The sequence below is a fragment of the Paenibacillus wynnii genome (assembly GCF_030812855.1).
In the GTDB taxonomy this organism is placed as follows: domain Bacteria; phylum Bacillota; class Bacilli; order Paenibacillales; family Paenibacillaceae; genus Paenibacillus_AQ; species Paenibacillus_AQ wynnii_A.
In genome coordinates this window covers 1-14,122 of the sequence record NZ_JAUSTK010000027.1, presented here as the reverse complement: position 1 = coordinate 14,122, position 14,122 = coordinate 1, and the positions used below count along the sequence as shown (strand labels likewise).

Genomic DNA, 14,122 nt, shown 5'->3' with positions numbered 1-14,122 from the left:
CCTCACACCCCCTTAAGCTGATTCCATGTCAGCGCACCCTTGTTGATATATTCCGGATGAGTATGCGTTGAAGGAGGATAGGTAACAGGTTTTCCCGTAACGCCAGACCACGGAATACTGTCAGCAATGGAGGCATAATCCACCTTGCCATCATTATTCGTATCATAAATGCTTTTGAGCATATCCCCGGCACTTTGTGCAGCCACCATCAGAACGTTACCGCCAGTCGTACCGATATAAAGCTTGCTAGTATCTGTGCAGTATCCAAGTTCACCATTGGCCAGCGTGCCGATCGCACTTTCCAACCCACGCCGGATCTGGATTAATACTTTCCTTGCCATTTCACCGCCCCCCTAGAACGTCCCTCCGTCAATTGTGCCTATCATCAGACGATTGCTGTTCGCCGTGTCATACACAATGCTGTCTGCATCAATATTTACCGCCACACCGCTGGCATCTACAGTAATCCCCTTTGACGCGGTGACAGCTATGGAATCTGCCGCTACGGTGATACCGTTGCCCGCCCCAACATTCAGGGTCACCGAATCTGCCTGCCCACCGCCTGTTAACCCAGCTCCGGCCGTAATCGTCTGCAGCGCTCCTCCGGTCCGCACCCAAGCAGTACCATTCCATGAGTAAATCTTGGATTCGTCATCAACGTAGGCCGTCCAGCCAACTGCCGGTGTATAGTACACCCACGCTGCGGATTGATATTCGGCGATTTGGTTTGTCTTGCCCGACCATACTCCGGTTGCTGCCGCCGGAATAATATACCGATCGGCTTCTGCCGGGCTTACTGGCGGAGTAGTCAAGTGTTGGTCTTTTACTGATGCTTGTGGTTCGATATTGTGTTTCGCTAATTCGATTTCGTTCTTAATCTTCTGAGCGGACCAAATGTCTGTTACTGCCGTACCAATATCGTTAATCACTCGGTGCTTAGTGGCATCATCAATATGGGTCTTGATCTCGGCTGCTGTCTTTACGTTAGTGCCATCCGACACCTTATTGACATGTCCGCTGCTGATATCCGCTTTCAGCACCTTGGCATAAGTTGTTCCGTCAGCAACATTATCGATCGTGCCGGTCAAGTCTGTCAGAGATTGGGCATTTATTCGAACCCAGGCCGAACCGCTGTCAAAATACAAATAACCTGCATTGGTACCGCTTGTGACATAGTACAGTCGCCCCACGGATGCCGCCACAGGCCTAGATGCCTCCGTTCCGGACAGCACCCGGCCGACCATGGAATTGGTTGTACCGTCTCCTATATAGATTTCCTTGGTGTCTGTACAAAAGCCCATTTCACCCGCTTGCAGCGCGCCGTATGTGCCTAACTCTGCTTTGGTGCCCCGCTTAATTCGTATTGCTTGTGCCATATTACACCCCTCTCACGAATGATCCACCGTCAATTATTCCGTTCCTTTTATACCTGTCGACCTCGGTCTGCGTGGCTGACACTGCCGTCTGCAGCACATTGATATCATCAGCCTCAACGGTATCACCCGGTGTCTCATAGGTAACGTATACTGTCGGCGAACTGGTATATATCTTTATCTCGCGCCGCCATGGTGTAGTATCAGGAATAGAGAGCGTAAAGTTTGTCACTTTCTCCCCGGTAAACCTGGATCCCGTGTACACCTGTAATGTTCCATTATTTATGTTGTCATGCTTCAGCGGGCCATTATATGCCCCGTTTGTAAGGCTTATTTGTTCTTCAACTACGTAGTTATTACCTGTCGGGTTCTTGTTCAATTTATCGAAAAATATATCAATGTCATCAGGATAAGACATATCACACCCCCAAATTAACGGTGCCAATCAGTGGTACTTCCTCATCCGTCAAAGCCACGTTGACGGTGCTGCCATTAAGCAGCAAACCGGTGTAATCTAATACTCCGTCCGTTCCGAGCAGTAAAGCACCGATTACGGCATGACTTACATAAGTAGTAGCAAAGACCCTGCCCTTACGCCATGTCTCCAAAACAGAGTTGAAAGAGTTGACGATATCTTGGAGTGCATACCCGGATGCCAGAGTAACTGTCGCAGTTATATTAATGAACTTACCTGCGGCTGCCGCTATTGTTACCACCGCCCCGATTGGAGCCTGTCCTTCCCCTAGCCCCGCTGAGGGATCAATGTAGTCTTGCACCTGCTGCACCAGCACACTGGAGGCGGGGAGACTATCCGTATCAATAATGACTACCTTCACCGTCTTTGGTCCATCCCAGAGTGGATAGACTTTAGCGCCACCAACACCTGTAATTTGTAATGCCCACTCCAGATAATGATATTTGTTGCCGCTTGTGCCTGGCTTTCGGCTTGTAGTAAAGTATCTAGTGCGCAATTTAGAATCCGTCTCCCGGTCTGCCCCCGGCACCAATAACTCCGTTAGTTCAGCACGCACCAGTCCGTTGACGTAATCGATTGGAAGCATGGAACCAAACCGTTGTCCGCCCTCCAAACCAACAGATTCGCACTCCATTCGGTAAGTACCTAATGAAAGTCTTTCAATCGCCCTGTAATTGATATCGTCTAGAGAATATCGACTGCCAATCGCTATATCCATCAATGCATCATTAGCACTATAGAACACTCCACGCAGTTGGGCTGCTATGGCCTCCTTGCGTACGATTCCTGACCATGCAATCGTTCGATCCAAATAATCGCCACTCGCGGTGTCAGCAAACATAAGATTTTGATTGATATCTAGCTCCACATACATCTGGGCCATTTCTGCGGCTGCTGGAGCCAAAGCGTCGTAAATGATGCTCCCTTCCCGTCTGTCCATTCCTTCGGGCACCCGGTCCAGCATCCGTTCCAATAACGCCTCAAATGTCTGGTCCTCATACATTACCGTTCATCTCCTTTCTCATCTGAAAATCCCCGTACTGGCTAACAACAGTAAATTCTACAGTTAGATTGTCGCCGCTAAAAAGAACTTCCATATCTTCGATACCGGTGATCCGGTCATCCTGAAGCAGAGCCTCGGTAAGAACCCTCCGAATCTCCGATCTTACCAATAACCTGTCCTGGCCAAGCACCAGTCTCCACTCAGTTCCATAATTAAAGCTGTAAATCAACTGCTCATATCGGTCCGTCTGCAAAATTTTAACCGCTGCTTGCTGCACAGCCTCAAGCCCGTCAATACTGCCGGAGATACGCTTTCTATCCAAATCCAAACGATAAGTAAGACTTGGTTCTTCCCCTGTACCGGCGCTGATCTCCCCCTGCAAAAGACTGGTGATCGGCCCGTCCCTTCCGATTGCCGGAATCATAATGGATTCACCAGCCTGTCCAGCACCACATAGCTTTGCCCACCCTGCATCCTTGCCATCAGTACCCGGTCACCTACTTCAAGACCCCGCCTTAGAACTACTTCTTGTCCATTAAGCAGAAGCTTGTTTTCAGTCACCGATTCCGGTAGCACCAGCGCATGGGCAGATAACGTGAAGCGTTGATCTACCTGAATTTGCAGCTCCGCCGTTCCGGTTACCACTCCATAAGAAAAAGCCACCGGGTTCGTGTTGGATACGGCTCCGAGGCTCGCTTTTTTAATAATATCCAGCATTGCTTCTACACCACCTTAATATCGAGAGACATCGTATGCTCACCGCCGGCGAGCTTGTGGCTGCACTGGTCCACCAGGAACAGCTGCGCCTTGGACCCATCCAGCAGGATATAAATGAAATTCCCCGCACGTACCCGGATATCGCCGATCGCTTGCAAGGAGAGACTGACCTTTTCCCGGTTATGCAGCTTAAGGAGATTATTCGCCTTTTCCATGATCTGACCGGCATTTGCTTGATCGTCGGCCTTCTGGTATAGATGAAGAATCCCCCAGCGGGCTACATTCTCCTTGTCGCTAACCGGGTAGAACTCACGCTTGCCCGTCTGCTTATTATCCTGATAGAGGAAAATCGAGTTATACGTTTCGTCGTCGATGCTTTTTTTCTGTGAAAAATCATACAAATCATGCCCCGCCCCAAGGATCAGGTTCAGTACCATCGACTTCGGACTCTTCAGCGTAAGCTTGCCGAAATCATCATAGAAAGCCATAAGCCGCCCCTTATACTGCAGTTCACTGCCAACGGCACCCAGAATAATATCCAGCAGGTTCTTGTTATCTTCGATGAGGGAAGGGATCTTGTACTCGGCCTCTTCCAGCACACCGGTGCGCAGTCCGTAATCCTTTGCAATTTTTCGAATCAAATCACTGACCGTCACATCGTTCAACACATAACTGCCGTTGCCCAGCAAATATCGGATCTGATCGTATGCTGTCAGCTTGATTTGCTGATCTGAACCCGTATCGATGCTAAAGACGAAGCCGTAGAATACATTCACCCCGTCCTTGCGAAAATGCAAAATATCCCCGTTGTTGATAGCGAATTTAGGATGCTGATAAATCCCGCTATCCACTAGTGTAATGTCCAATGTTGACGGCTTGCCCGAGCGCGAGGTCTTCCAGGATATATCCGTAGCAATCCCAGAAATATCCCAGATCAACCCTTCTTTGTTCTTCACCAGCAGTTCCATCGGTTATTCCCCCTGCGGTAGCTTGATGACTTTTCCGACAGGAAGCTTGGTCAACTGGCTATCGGTAATGCCATTTAGCTTCTGAATGACTTTGTATTTGCTGCCGTCACCCAGGACTTTTTTTGCAACACTCCACAATGTATCGCCCTTTTTCAATTTGTAAGTGGCAGGGGATGTTTTGTCAGTGGCCCGCTTTTTGTCTGCTTTCACTTCGCCCTTATCGACTTTAACGGGCACGGCTTGGTAGAACTCGTACTTTTTAAGAGACAGTGAGTAATCAATATCCCCCGAGTTCCCCGCGCTGAGCTTCCAACTGAAACTCTCGATACTTGCGGGCATGTTGATGGTGACGATATCGAACAAGGTCTTGAACTTATCGGTTTTGTTCATTCTATCCGCCCTGGATTCCTTGATCCAATCTTGTTCATTCGTCTTGTTATATGCGGGGCTGCTCACACCTGAAATCACCAATCTAATCGGCTTGCGGCTCTCCATCCAACGCTTAATAATCTGCACATACTCAAAAGGTGTTTTCAGCTTCCCATTTTCAAAGTCATTAGTGAGTACAAAAGGATACATTTGGGCCGGAAAAATACTCTCCAACGTTAGCTCAGTCAGCTTAGGTGCTGAGATAGCATTGATCTCCCCGAAGTTAATAATAGAGTAGCTCTTGCTGTCTCCGCTCTCTTTAATTTCCAGTGTCTCCGGATTTACAGGTAGCCGGAAGACTTCCTCCTGACTATTGAAGCTTAAAAATATTCCGTATTCCTCCACTTAGGTGTACACCCCCTGAGCCGAAGAAAGGAGCTGTTCGTGCAGCTTCTGTCCGATCTTGTTAATAATGGTATCAATGTCCCCGGCATTGTTAATATCACCTGTAGTAACCTGAACCGTAGGTGCAAGCTCTACAAAATTCTGAATCGCCTGGATCTCCGCCAAATCGCGCAGCAATTTAAGATCATCACTGGAGATGTTAACGGTATCGTTGATCTTTCCGACCTCATTCACTTTGTTGATGTTGTTGGCGGTGGCGGAGGTGCCTTTATCTTCATCACCTTTTTTCTTGAAGTTAACTTTACTAGAAAAATTAGAGACCAACTTTTCAGCACCCTTGCTTGCATTATCAACAGAAGCGGCATAATCCACGAACTCTTTCTTTTTGCTGTTATGCACTTCCTTGTCACTGGTAGGTTCAGGAATCATATCCTTGGCTTTACCGATCAAATCACTGAACACATGTGGATTGGTTGTATCCAGTAGATTGGGACTGATGTTGGCCAGAAATTCGAAGCCCGGTATATTACTCAAAAAATCCGTGAGGTTCTTAAATTTCTTCAACACAAAATTAATAGCCTCAGCCATTGCTTTAATAAATCCTCCAGCGAAATTCTCTGCTCCTACTGCCATCTGAAAGAGAAAATTCAGAAAGTTTATGGCAATATCATAAAACAGCTTTTTCACAGCAAATACCGGATCTATGAACAGATTGCGGAAGAAGTCCGCGAAAATGATGAAAATATTATAAAAATAGATCACGATATTCTCAATAAATGCTTTCAGCCAGCCAAAAACAGCCGCAATCGCGACTACCGCTTCGCCGACAGACACACCTGATTGCTGGAGGCAATAGATAAGCAGACCAATCGCAGCGACAATAAGCAGAATAGGCCAGTTGGCGGCAAGCCAAGCAACAGCCAATGCATATACCTGAATGATCATCGCAGCCAATAAGACAAACGCAATTGCCGCCAAAATGGGACCTACCACATCCCAATTTTGCTGAATGACACCCATCATGAAGAATAGACCTTCAATGACAAGGCCAATAACCGTAGTAATTACCATGAACACATTGGCCATAAAATTCAGCACTTGAGTCATTTGTCCTGATTTGAAAGCATTATTCAACATATCAAGCACGGGTGTCAATGCTGCCGTCGCCTTCTGACCCATGGCTTCAAGTGCACCATTCATATTGCCTTGTAGATCTTCCATGCTCTTCTTATATTTTGAATCTTCACTCTGCCCGAGAATTTTCTCCCCTAGCGATTTTACACCGGCAAATATTCCGCCCACATCCAAAGAACCTAAAGAATCCATCGTCTTCGAGAGAATCCCCGGCTTCTTCTGTTTTTCCCTAACAGACCTTGGAGAATCCGCTTCACTTCCAGTCCCCGATGAAGCCGATACTCCGCTAACCGCACCTCCTGCCGCAACAGCTGCGGCAGCTTCCTTTCGTCTGGAGAGAATGTAACCGACGGCTTTCTCACCGATGTAAGTGATGACTTCGAAAGCGCTGACGTCCAATGCTTTTAGTATTTTGTCAGCCTTGCCGAGGAATCCTTTCTTTACAGGGGATGCCCCTTCGTCATCTGATCCTCCCGTTCGTGAGGAAAGCTTTTGGGCTGCTTCTTGCGCTCGGGTAAAACCTTCCATAAACGACTTGTTCTTTTCCTCATAAATCCGCTCTAACACCGTCTGAAGATCATTCAAATTGTTGCTCGCTCTGTTAAAATTCTGATTCAGACGGTCCCACTGTGAATTTACATCCTGCCATACCGTTACGGCAGTTATCGGAACCAATGCCATACTTGTTGCCGGACTTTCCATTCATTCACCCCCTTCATTCATCTCTTCTTCCCTTTACTCCTTGCCCGCTCCCGCTTCTCCTTCTCCACACGAATCGAGATCATCGCATATATCGCGGCACGCTCGCGGGCAGATAGCTTCATCAGCTCATGAGGCAGAATGTGCAGTTCGTGGAGGGCGTAGTAAGCGAGGTTCGCTTCACTGTCGCCCTCGTTGATTAGTTTTTTACTTCGTCCACCATTTCGTTCATATCGGTTGCAAAACCGTTCAACGCTTGAACCCTTTCACCAAGCGCAGCGAACTCACCGGGGAGCAGCATTTTGCGTAACAGAGATTCAGCACCAAGTACGGCGTAGGAGCGCTGAAGCTCCGCGTTTTTCAAATCTGGATGAACTACACTTGCAGTCATCAGCTTGGCCATATAATCGTTGGGATCAATTTCCGAAGTGTAGACGCCATTTTTACCTTTAACTTTACGCGTAGCTCCTTTGCGGCACTCCTGATTCTCATCTTCATTCATACTGCGCAGCTTCCAAGCTACGGGATTTCCTTCCTTGTCTTTAAACCGCGGGGAGACCACAAACTCCTCCGTCGTATCACAGGCTACATTTTGCGCAAAAAACAAACTCAATTCGCTCATTTTCATCCTCCTAGATTTTTGTTAAGACAGAGAAGAGACCCGCTGCTAACCGCACCCGGGCCGATCTTGCTCACGTCATCTTAAAATCATGCTGCTTATTACAGCGTCCTTTTGGTCGGCTCAGTGAAAGATTGCTCAATCAGTACATCCTCAAAGGTGAAGCTCACTTCTTCTTCCAGTGCATCCGATTCCGTATCCAGCGAAGCCATAATTACACTGTCCAGATTCACGCCCTTCAGCATGATTCTTTGCGCACCGATGCTTGAGGAAGGATCTTCATTGGTGACCACAATATCAAAATATTGGTCCACACCTGTATGCATATAATCCAGCATCATTTGACGGAAACGGCTAGTCATATAAAAAATCGTCATCGATCCGCTGCCCGACCATCCCGTAGCTTTATGTTGAACACCGCGGCGACCGAGCGTTTTCACTTCCGCTTTTTGCTTCTCCACCGTAGCTTCCAAAGTTTTTACATAAAACATTTCTACTGTTTGAGTCCCAATGGTTGCAAAAGCACGGCCTTCTTGGCCGGAGATTGTGTCACTTGCATTCAGAAACGCCATCTTATACCACCTTCACTTTCATATATACTTTTTCCACGGAATCGACCGGCTTTACTGCCACATCAAGGACAATACTGTCACTGTCTGTTCCGGCTACTACAACAATGTCACTTTGTGCATTGAAATTCTCAATCGCTCCAAGGTTCTGCAGATCATTCAGATAAGTCACACATTGCGACCAGAACATCCCCCGGCCATCTGCATTGTTGGCAACCTTGCCTACATAATAGCTTTCAAAAATCCGCTTTAGATCATTGGCCACACCATCCAGTACACGCAGCACCCGGTTTTTAGCAAAAGCCAGTCCCTTTTCCGGGGAGAAATTCGTAAACGTATTAATATCCTGCTCTACCACGGCTTTTCCGGCACTATAAGTAAAGAGGAGTTCACCATTCAAAAGAGCAGCCGTTGTTTCGGTATGACTTAGGCGGACGTCGGCATCAATAGAATCGTCATAACCTTGATAAGTCAGCGATTCGTTCACAGCAGCTGCAGCCGTTGCACCGGCAACCCAAGCCACTGCGTTATTTTTATCAATAATAGTGCCATCACTCAGGACAACGCCGTTCTTCACGCTGATTACACCTTCATGATCCGCCGTAGCATAATCCGCCAATACCGCTTGGACCTTCTTGCCTTCCGTATCACGAAGACGCTTCACAAAGGAAGTATAGAGCGCCTTCAGCGAATTATCTTGCGACACCAACCCCACAGTCTGGAAGTCCTGAACCTCAAGCGCACTGAGAAATTGGCTATGCTCCAGATTAGTTACCGTCCCGTTTGCCCCGCCTGTGAGCGGCATGCCTGCTGTAACCTGTAATCCTTCGCTGCCGTTCGCCAGAAACTGAATGTAATAGTTAGATATTAACCCTGCAGCAGTAGCTACCGTTTGTTTGTCCGCTTCAACACCCTCAAGCAATGTTATTACATCGAACTTCGTGTTATCCTCAATGTTTTTCTCAATCACGATAGAGATATCATTCCCGCGTACTCCACCGTATAGAGCCGTGACTTGCAGGCCGTTATTCGTTACAGCTGCTTTTACACCGTTATTCAAACGATATAGTAAAAGTATACCTGCCCGTTTCAGCGCTTCCCGCACCGGCAACAACACACTGTGTGTCAGCTCGTAACCGAGCAGCTTGTACACATCATCCTGCGGAGTGAGACTTATAATAGAGCCCGACTGCCCCCAAGGGAGTGCCAAAGCTAGAGCGGTGATTCCTCGATCACCCATTTTACCCACCACATTTTTACTTGATGCAATATTTACGTATACGCCGGGACGTACCTTGTTTTGCGTTGTCCATGTTCCTCCAGCCATTAGTTAGCCTCCTTTTTTAGAAAAAACTCCATTAATTGTTTAGCATTCTCCAAGGTATAACTCTTGTTCTCTTCCAAAATAACATCCAATACATCCTTAGCCTGGGGAGAGAACAGCGTTGATTGCATAATCTGCACTTTTCCGAAGCTGCTTGCCTGTTGATCCGTTGTCTTCATTTCAGCCTTTCTCCTCCAATCACATGGCCCATCATCACTGCCTCCGACTTTTCATTTTGCAGGTGTAACGTGTACTCTACCGTAAAGAGAGGATCATTCCCCTCCTCACCAGCCGCCCAGATCTGCCTGTTACCCCGATTGGAGCCTCCGTCTAGCAGAATTCGCTCAAGAGCTTCCTGTAACTGATCTACCATTTCTTCAGCCTCCAGAGGATTGCCCCCCTTATAACGGATACCAAAACGGTAGATTGCCACGGTTCTGCTCTCTCGCTGCCGTTCATAGGTAACCGAGATCAGTCTAGGTTGAAAAAAAGTTCCCTGGGTCGTTCCCTCGTCTACAACTACAGGCACATCCGGAAAGTATTGTTCCAGCGCGATGGTGATACCCATCCGCAATTGCTGTACCGACATTGTTACGTCCTTTCTAGACCGTTCTACGGCCCATCCTTGATGGTGTTAACTTTAAACCTGCTGAATCATTAATGCTGTTCATCCCCTCCTAGATGCTGAACGTTTATTATCCGTTAAGGACATGACCCGTTTCATTTTATGGCAAATGCCGAAAGAAACACTGCATCGCATGTTTAGTTCTCTTTTGTTTTGTCGGAACCCTTATGAGGCATTCATGCCTCTCGATGTTCTTCCGCCTCATTTGCCATGTTATAATCTTATCCCTTTTACTTCCGCATGGAGACGGTTTACCGGCGATCTAAAGACGAGCTTTTGGATATCCTAAGGGGGAGCAAGGGTTGGGTTAAGGTGGTTCGAGAGGGGTTCCTCGGCGGGTAATTTTCATTACATAAGGAAGGTTCTATATATTAAAAGAGCTGTACCCCCTCATAAAGGAGATACAGCCCTTTCTCTGATAATGGATAACAAGTTGATTCTTAAAAAGCACTTCCTATCTCTCGTTGCTGTGTACTTGTACTAGTTTTGAGTAATGAGGAAATGGACAGTAGATTTAAATCCATAAATGCCAGAGCCATTTTGTAAAAAGCGCGCGAGCGAATCTTAACGTACGTATCCTTGCTTACCGGAGGATCAAACACATGATTGTAGATAGTGTAATCGTACATTTCATCTCTTCTTAAGTATCGTTCACGAATTAACTGCTGTTCTCTAGTATCCAGTCGCTCCACCACTGAATCTATATAGGCACAGTAAGCGATCCTAGCTGCAGGTACGTCAACATTATGAGTAGCTATAGAGGCTGTCTGATCGGTAATCTTATTCGTTGGTCCATGGAATCTCTCTATATAAGAATAGGTAGTACCGGCCTCTTTGGCCTCAAAGGTAACTGTCTTAAATATACGATACTTCTCCAGCATGCCCTCAATGGCGACTTGTGTCCGGCGGCGATCTAACTCAGGTAAAACAGATATATTCATAGATGTAACACTCCTTCATGGATTGAAATGATGTGAGATTATTTTTGCAGATAAATACGGCGGGATATGTTAAAATTTCTTTGTTCGTATTATGTTCCCCTTTTATAACAATATACCACTTTTTTCCGTATTGCGTAAAATCCCATTTTCATCTGTTTTGGGTGATTAACAGCTGTAATTCCCAAGATTTCTTGCCTTTTGGCATAATTGTTCACTTTTTTGTTTACCTCTTGGCAATAATGGCTTATATTAATCATAAGAGGCAGACAGTGAATAAGGAGTGTTGTGAGATGGAAGAGTCATTTGGTAGATATCTGAAACAGCTTCGTGAGGAAAAGGGTCTAACAATCAACCAACTGGCAGCAGCGGCCGGTATAAGCGGATCACAAATTTCACGTATTGAGAATGGACTTAGAGGAATACCGAAACCCTCGACACTACGTAAGATTGCTGAAGCGACTAAAGTTCCCTATGAATCACTAATGGATCAAGCCGGATACTTGCAAGAGGCTGAACTGACTTCTGTTGAAGTAGTTCCAGAATGGGCTACGAGCAAGGACAAGCGTGATTTTCGGAAAATGTTAGAGGATGACGGAGAATTAATGTTTGATGGTATTCCATTAAATAAGGAGGACAAGCAGCGGATTAAGGACGTACTGACCGGCTTGTTCTGGGAAGCTAAGCAAATGAACAAAAGAAATAAACCTATTCATAGACCCCATTCAGAAGAATAGAGCATGCCCACCAATACATTAAAGATGCTGCAGGTGAAAAAGATGGATGAACTAATCGATAAACTGATTAAAAAGTATAAAACTAATTGCCCTTTTGAGCTTTCCAGAGCACTCGGCATTCATATTCGGTTTATGAATTTGGGGGAAGGTACCAAGGGGTTATATTACCGTAAGTTAAGAAGAAGGTTTATTGTCATTCATAATGAGTTGCCTGTAGAGTGGCAGCGCTTTGTTTGCGCACATGAACTGGGGCACGATCGTTTGCATAAGGGCATTAATCGTTTTTTTCTAGAGGAGAGTTCTTACTTTTGTCCTGGTAAATTGGAACGACAAGCAAATTCCTTTGCAGTAAAGCTGCTATTAGCCAATACCTCTCCGGAACAAGGCGAATCTTTAGAGATCTATTATTCGCGGATAGGTATACCACCTGAGATTCATTTTATGTAACTGTTAATAGAAAAACTAAATTAATATAGGCTCAACACCATAATCAGTGCTTGACAGGTGACGGGAAGGACAGAAAGCCGTTATATCCTAATAGAGGGATTTTCCCCCTCTATTTCTGTGCCCGGCACCCCGATTGGGTAATTAGAAGGGATTTCGCCCGCTAATTTTGAGGATTTACCTCGTTGGGGCGGCATGGCTAAGATTAGAGGGATATTTTCCCTTTCATCTCAAAATAAAGTCGTTTCGGTCGGTATTAGCGGGCATTTTCCCCTCTAATTCGCCGAAGGACTGGTCCGCAACCCCGAATCGGCTACTGTAAGGCATAATTCCCCAAACCCGGTGAGCATCAGGCGAAGTTAGATCGAAATCGTCCCCGGTACAGTGAAGCAAACGGAAAGTCTAGCACTGATTTTGAGAAAGAGCCTTAATATAGAAACTAAATCTAGCAATTACATAAACAAAAAACTCTTACCGAAGTAAGAGTCTAGTGACAACTATAAAGTTGTAGTATCGGGACGACACGATTTGAACATGCGACCCCCTGGTCCCAAACCAGGTGCTCTACCAAGCTGAGCTACGTCCCGAAACAATATGAAAAGTTGGAGCGGGTGATGGGAATCGAACCCACGCTATTAGCTTGGAAGGCTAAAGTTCTACCATTGAACTACACCCGCAAAAATGTAAAATCGGGACGACACGATTTGAACATGCGACCCCCTGGTCCCAAACCAGGTGCTCTACCAAGCTGAGCTACGTCCCGACAGTATAAATGGGAGAAGAATATAAATGGCGCGCCCTGAGAGATTCGAACTCCCGACCTTTTGATTCGTAGTCAAACGCTCTATCCAGCTGAGCTAAGGGCGCAAAAATATTGGAGCGGACGACGGGAATCGAACCCGCGACCCTCGCCTTGGCAAGGCGATGCTCTACCGCTGAGCCACGTCCGCAAAAAAATATGGTGCGCGTAGAGGGACTTGAACCCCCACGTCGTGAAACGCCAGATCCTAAGTCTGGTGCGTCTGCCAATTCCGCCATACGCGCATGATAATAATAAAAGTGAGCCATGAAGGACTCGAACCTTCGACACCCTGATTAAAAGTCAGGTGCTCTACCAACTGAGCTAATGGCTCGCATCTGGCTGGGGATATAGGATTCGAACCTATGAATGACGGAGTCAAAGTCCGTTGCCTTACCACTTGGCTAATCCCCATTGATGATACCTATATATATTCCCCATAATCCTCTTAGATATGAGAGTAATTATGGTGGAGGCTGAGGGGTTCGAACCCCCGACCCTCTGCTTGTAAGGCAGATGCTCTCCCAGCTGAGCTAAGCCTCCATATGTATGGTGACCCTCAAGGGGCAATGATAAGAAAATTTGGTGACCCGTATGGGATTCGAACCCATGTTACCTCCGTGAAAGGGAGGTGTCTTAACCCCTTGACCAACGGGCCGATGAAAATCTGTGGAGCTCTCAACCGGATTCGAACCGGTGACCTCATCCTTACCATGGATGCACTCTACCTACTGAGCTATGAGAGCATGGCTCCCCGAACAGGGCTCGAACCTGTGACAACTCGATTAACAGTCGAGTGCTCTACCAACTGAGCTATCAGGGAATATCCGCTTGGCAACGTCCTACTCTCCCAGGACCCTTCGGTCCAAGTACCATCGGCGCTGGAGGTCTTAACGGTCGTGTTCGGGATGGGTACGCGTGGAA

17 protein-coding genes, 12 tRNA genes and 1 rRNA gene are annotated in these 14,122 nt (G+C 46.7%); 2 read left to right on the top strand and 28 right to left on the bottom strand.

The features are described from left to right. Positions 1–2: 2 nt before the first annotated feature. From J2T20_RS20350 to J2T20_RS20280, 15 genes are all read right to left on the bottom strand, one after another. Entirely contained in the window at positions 3–341 is a 339-nt protein-coding gene (locus tag J2T20_RS20350; RefSeq protein ID WP_307591156.1) for a hyaluronate lyase N-terminal domain-containing protein, read from the bottom strand. Positions 342–353: 12 nt separating this feature from the next. Then, on the bottom strand, positions 354–1,376 hold the full coding sequence (locus J2T20_RS20345; protein WP_307591155.1) for a DUF2793 domain-containing protein: 1,023 nt from the start codon (positions 1,374–1,376) through the stop codon (positions 354–356). Between the two features lies 1 nt (position 1,377). Further along, positions 1,378–1,791 carry a phosphoglucomutase gene (locus J2T20_RS20340; protein WP_307591154.1) on the bottom strand — a complete coding sequence of 138 codons (414 nt, stop codon included), beginning with the start codon at positions 1,789–1,791 and terminating at the stop codon, positions 1,378–1,380. Position 1,792: 1 nt separating this feature from the next. After that, positions 1,793–2,851, bottom strand: a complete 1,059-nt coding sequence (locus J2T20_RS20335) for a baseplate J/gp47 family protein (RefSeq protein ID WP_307591153.1) — start codon at positions 2,849–2,851, stop codon at positions 1,793–1,795. Further along, positions 2,844–3,275, bottom strand: a complete 432-nt coding sequence (locus J2T20_RS20330) for a DUF2634 domain-containing protein (RefSeq protein ID WP_307591152.1) — start codon at positions 3,273–3,275, stop codon at positions 2,844–2,846. Before J2T20_RS20330 ends, J2T20_RS20335 begins: the two co-directional genes overlap by 8 nt. Continuing rightward, complete coding sequence (locus tag J2T20_RS20325) at positions 3,272–3,568, bottom strand: DUF2577 domain-containing protein (protein WP_307591151.1); 297 nt, start codon at positions 3,566–3,568, stop codon at positions 3,272–3,274. The genes J2T20_RS20330 and J2T20_RS20325 overlap by 4 nt, the downstream gene beginning before the upstream one ends. A gap of 5 nt (positions 3,569–3,573) precedes the next feature. Continuing rightward, positions 3,574–4,536 carry an XkdQ/YqbQ family protein gene (locus J2T20_RS20320; RefSeq protein ID WP_307591150.1) on the bottom strand — a complete coding sequence of 321 codons (963 nt, stop codon included), beginning with the start codon at positions 4,534–4,536 and terminating at the stop codon, positions 3,574–3,576. 3 nt (positions 4,537–4,539) lie between these two features. Next, positions 4,540–5,310 carry a LysM peptidoglycan-binding domain-containing protein gene (locus J2T20_RS20315; RefSeq protein ID WP_307591149.1) on the bottom strand — a complete coding sequence of 257 codons (771 nt, stop codon included), beginning with the start codon at positions 5,308–5,310 and terminating at the stop codon, positions 4,540–4,542. Further along, positions 5,311–7,146 (bottom strand): hypothetical protein, encoded by a 1,836-nt coding sequence (locus J2T20_RS20310; protein WP_307591148.1) that lies wholly within the window; start codon positions 7,144–7,146, stop codon positions 5,311–5,313. 196 nt (positions 7,147–7,342) lie between these two features. Further along, positions 7,343–7,765, bottom strand: a complete 423-nt coding sequence (locus tag J2T20_RS20305) for a phage tail assembly chaperone (protein ID WP_307591147.1) — start codon at positions 7,763–7,765, stop codon at positions 7,343–7,345. 98 nt (positions 7,766–7,863) lie between these two features. Further along, positions 7,864–8,334, bottom strand: a complete 471-nt coding sequence (locus tag J2T20_RS20300; protein ID WP_036648008.1) for a phage tail tube protein — start codon at positions 8,332–8,334, stop codon at positions 7,864–7,866. Position 8,335: 1 nt separating this feature from the next. Continuing rightward, positions 8,336–9,658, bottom strand: coding sequence for a phage tail sheath family protein (locus tag J2T20_RS20295; RefSeq protein ID WP_307591146.1), 1,323 nt, complete (start codon positions 9,656–9,658; stop codon positions 8,336–8,338). After that, positions 9,658–9,834, bottom strand: a complete 177-nt coding sequence (locus J2T20_RS20290; protein WP_307591145.1) for a hypothetical protein — start codon at positions 9,832–9,834, stop codon at positions 9,658–9,660. The genes J2T20_RS20295 and J2T20_RS20290 overlap by 1 nt, the downstream gene beginning before the upstream one ends. Beyond that, positions 9,831–10,244 (bottom strand): phage tail terminator family protein, encoded by a 414-nt coding sequence (locus J2T20_RS20285; protein WP_307591144.1) that lies wholly within the window; start codon positions 10,242–10,244, stop codon positions 9,831–9,833. Before J2T20_RS20285 ends, J2T20_RS20290 begins: the two co-directional genes overlap by 4 nt. 476 nt (positions 10,245–10,720) lie before the next feature. Continuing rightward, positions 10,721–11,221, bottom strand: a complete 501-nt coding sequence (locus tag J2T20_RS20280; protein ID WP_307591143.1) for an ArpU family phage packaging/lysis transcriptional regulator — start codon at positions 11,219–11,221, stop codon at positions 10,721–10,723. Between the two features lie 290 nt (positions 11,222–11,511). On the opposite strand from J2T20_RS20280, the gene J2T20_RS20275 reads away from it, so the two are divergent. Next, positions 11,512–11,955, top strand: coding sequence for a helix-turn-helix domain-containing protein (locus tag J2T20_RS20275; RefSeq protein ID WP_307591142.1), 444 nt, complete (start codon positions 11,512–11,514; stop codon positions 11,953–11,955). A gap of 42 nt (positions 11,956–11,997) precedes the next feature. Beyond that, complete coding sequence (locus J2T20_RS20270) at positions 11,998–12,402, top strand: ImmA/IrrE family metallo-endopeptidase (RefSeq protein ID WP_307591141.1); 405 nt, start codon at positions 11,998–12,000, stop codon at positions 12,400–12,402. A 510-nt stretch (positions 12,403–12,912) separates the two neighbouring features. Here J2T20_RS20270 and J2T20_RS20265 read toward each other — a convergent pair. From J2T20_RS20265 to rrf, 13 genes are all read right to left on the bottom strand, one after another. Beyond that, a tRNA-Pro gene (locus J2T20_RS20265) sits at positions 12,913–12,986 on the bottom strand. A gap of 16 nt (positions 12,987–13,002) precedes the next feature. Then, a tRNA-Gly gene (locus J2T20_RS20260) sits at positions 13,003–13,076 on the bottom strand. Between the two features lie 12 nt (positions 13,077–13,088). Beyond that, positions 13,089–13,162: transfer RNA gene (locus J2T20_RS20255), tRNA-Pro, on the bottom strand. 27 nt (positions 13,163–13,189) lie between these two features. After that, positions 13,190–13,266, bottom strand: a tRNA-Arg gene (locus J2T20_RS20250). Positions 13,267–13,274: 8 nt separating this feature from the next. Further along, positions 13,275–13,349, bottom strand: a tRNA-Gly gene (locus J2T20_RS20245). Between the two features lie 9 nt (positions 13,350–13,358). Then, positions 13,359–13,443: transfer RNA gene (locus tag J2T20_RS20240), tRNA-Leu, on the bottom strand. Positions 13,444–13,459: 16 nt separating this feature from the next. Continuing rightward, a tRNA-Lys gene (locus J2T20_RS20235) sits at positions 13,460–13,532 on the bottom strand. A 5-nt stretch (positions 13,533–13,537) separates the two neighbouring features. Beyond that, positions 13,538–13,612 (bottom strand) — tRNA-Gln (locus tag J2T20_RS20230). Positions 13,613–13,665: 53 nt separating this feature from the next. Beyond that, positions 13,666–13,741 (bottom strand) — tRNA-Val (locus tag J2T20_RS20225). A 40-nt stretch (positions 13,742–13,781) separates the two neighbouring features. Continuing rightward, positions 13,782–13,856, bottom strand: a tRNA-Glu gene (locus tag J2T20_RS20220). A gap of 12 nt (positions 13,857–13,868) precedes the next feature. Further along, positions 13,869–13,944: transfer RNA gene (locus J2T20_RS20215), tRNA-Thr, on the bottom strand. 1 nt (position 13,945) lies between these two features. Continuing rightward, positions 13,946–14,021 (bottom strand) — tRNA-Asn (locus J2T20_RS20210). A gap of 6 nt (positions 14,022–14,027) precedes the next feature. After that, positions 14,028–14,122, bottom strand: a 5S ribosomal RNA gene (gene rrf, locus J2T20_RS20205); the annotation flags it as partial.

Bases quoted from the DNA above. Each gene is read 5' to 3' on its own strand.
- J2T20_RS20350 (WP_307591156.1), bottom strand. From the start codon at position 341: ATGGCAAGGAAAGTATTAATCCAGATCCGGCGTGGGTTGGAAAGTGCG.
- J2T20_RS20345 (WP_307591155.1), bottom strand. From the start codon at position 1,376: ATGGCACAAGCAATACGAATTAAGCGGGGCACCAAAGCAGAGTTAGGC.
- J2T20_RS20340 (WP_307591154.1), bottom strand. From the start codon at position 1,791: ATGTCTTATCCTGATGACATTGATATATTTTTCGATAAATTGAACAAG.
- J2T20_RS20335 (WP_307591153.1), bottom strand. From the start codon at position 2,851: ATGTATGAGGACCAGACATTTGAGGCGTTATTGGAACGGATGCTGGAC.
- J2T20_RS20330 (WP_307591152.1), bottom strand. From the start codon at position 3,275: ATGATTCCGGCAATCGGAAGGGACGGGCCGATCACCAGTCTTTTGCAG.
- J2T20_RS20325 (WP_307591151.1), bottom strand. From the start codon at position 3,568: ATGCTGGATATTATTAAAAAAGCGAGCCTCGGAGCCGTATCCAACACG.
- J2T20_RS20320 (WP_307591150.1), bottom strand. From the start codon at position 4,536: ATGGAACTGCTGGTGAAGAACAAAGAAGGGTTGATCTGGGATATTTCT.
- J2T20_RS20310 (WP_307591148.1), bottom strand. From the start codon at position 7,146: ATGGAAAGTCCGGCAACAAGTATGGCATTGGTTCCGATAACTGCCGTA.
- J2T20_RS20305 (WP_307591147.1), bottom strand. From the start codon at position 7,765: ATGAGCGAATTGAGTTTGTTTTTTGCGCAAAATGTAGCCTGTGATACG.
- J2T20_RS20300 (WP_036648008.1), bottom strand. From the start codon at position 8,334: ATGGCGTTTCTGAATGCAAGTGACACAATCTCCGGCCAAGAAGGCCGT.
- J2T20_RS20295 (WP_307591146.1), bottom strand. From the start codon at position 9,658: ATGGCTGGAGGAACATGGACAACGCAAAACAAGGTACGTCCCGGCGTA.
- J2T20_RS20290 (WP_307591145.1), bottom strand. From the start codon at position 9,834: ATGAAGACAACGGATCAACAGGCAAGCAGCTTCGGAAAAGTGCAGATT.
- J2T20_RS20285 (WP_307591144.1), bottom strand. From the start codon at position 10,244: ATGTCGGTACAGCAATTGCGGATGGGTATCACCATCGCGCTGGAACAA.
- J2T20_RS20280 (WP_307591143.1), bottom strand. From the start codon at position 11,221: ATGAATATATCTGTTTTACCTGAGTTAGATCGCCGCCGGACACAAGTC.
- J2T20_RS20275 (WP_307591142.1), top strand. From the start codon at position 11,512: ATGGAAGAGTCATTTGGTAGATATCTGAAACAGCTTCGTGAGGAAAAG.
- J2T20_RS20270 (WP_307591141.1), top strand. From the start codon at position 11,998: ATGGATGAACTAATCGATAAACTGATTAAAAAGTATAAAACTAATTGC.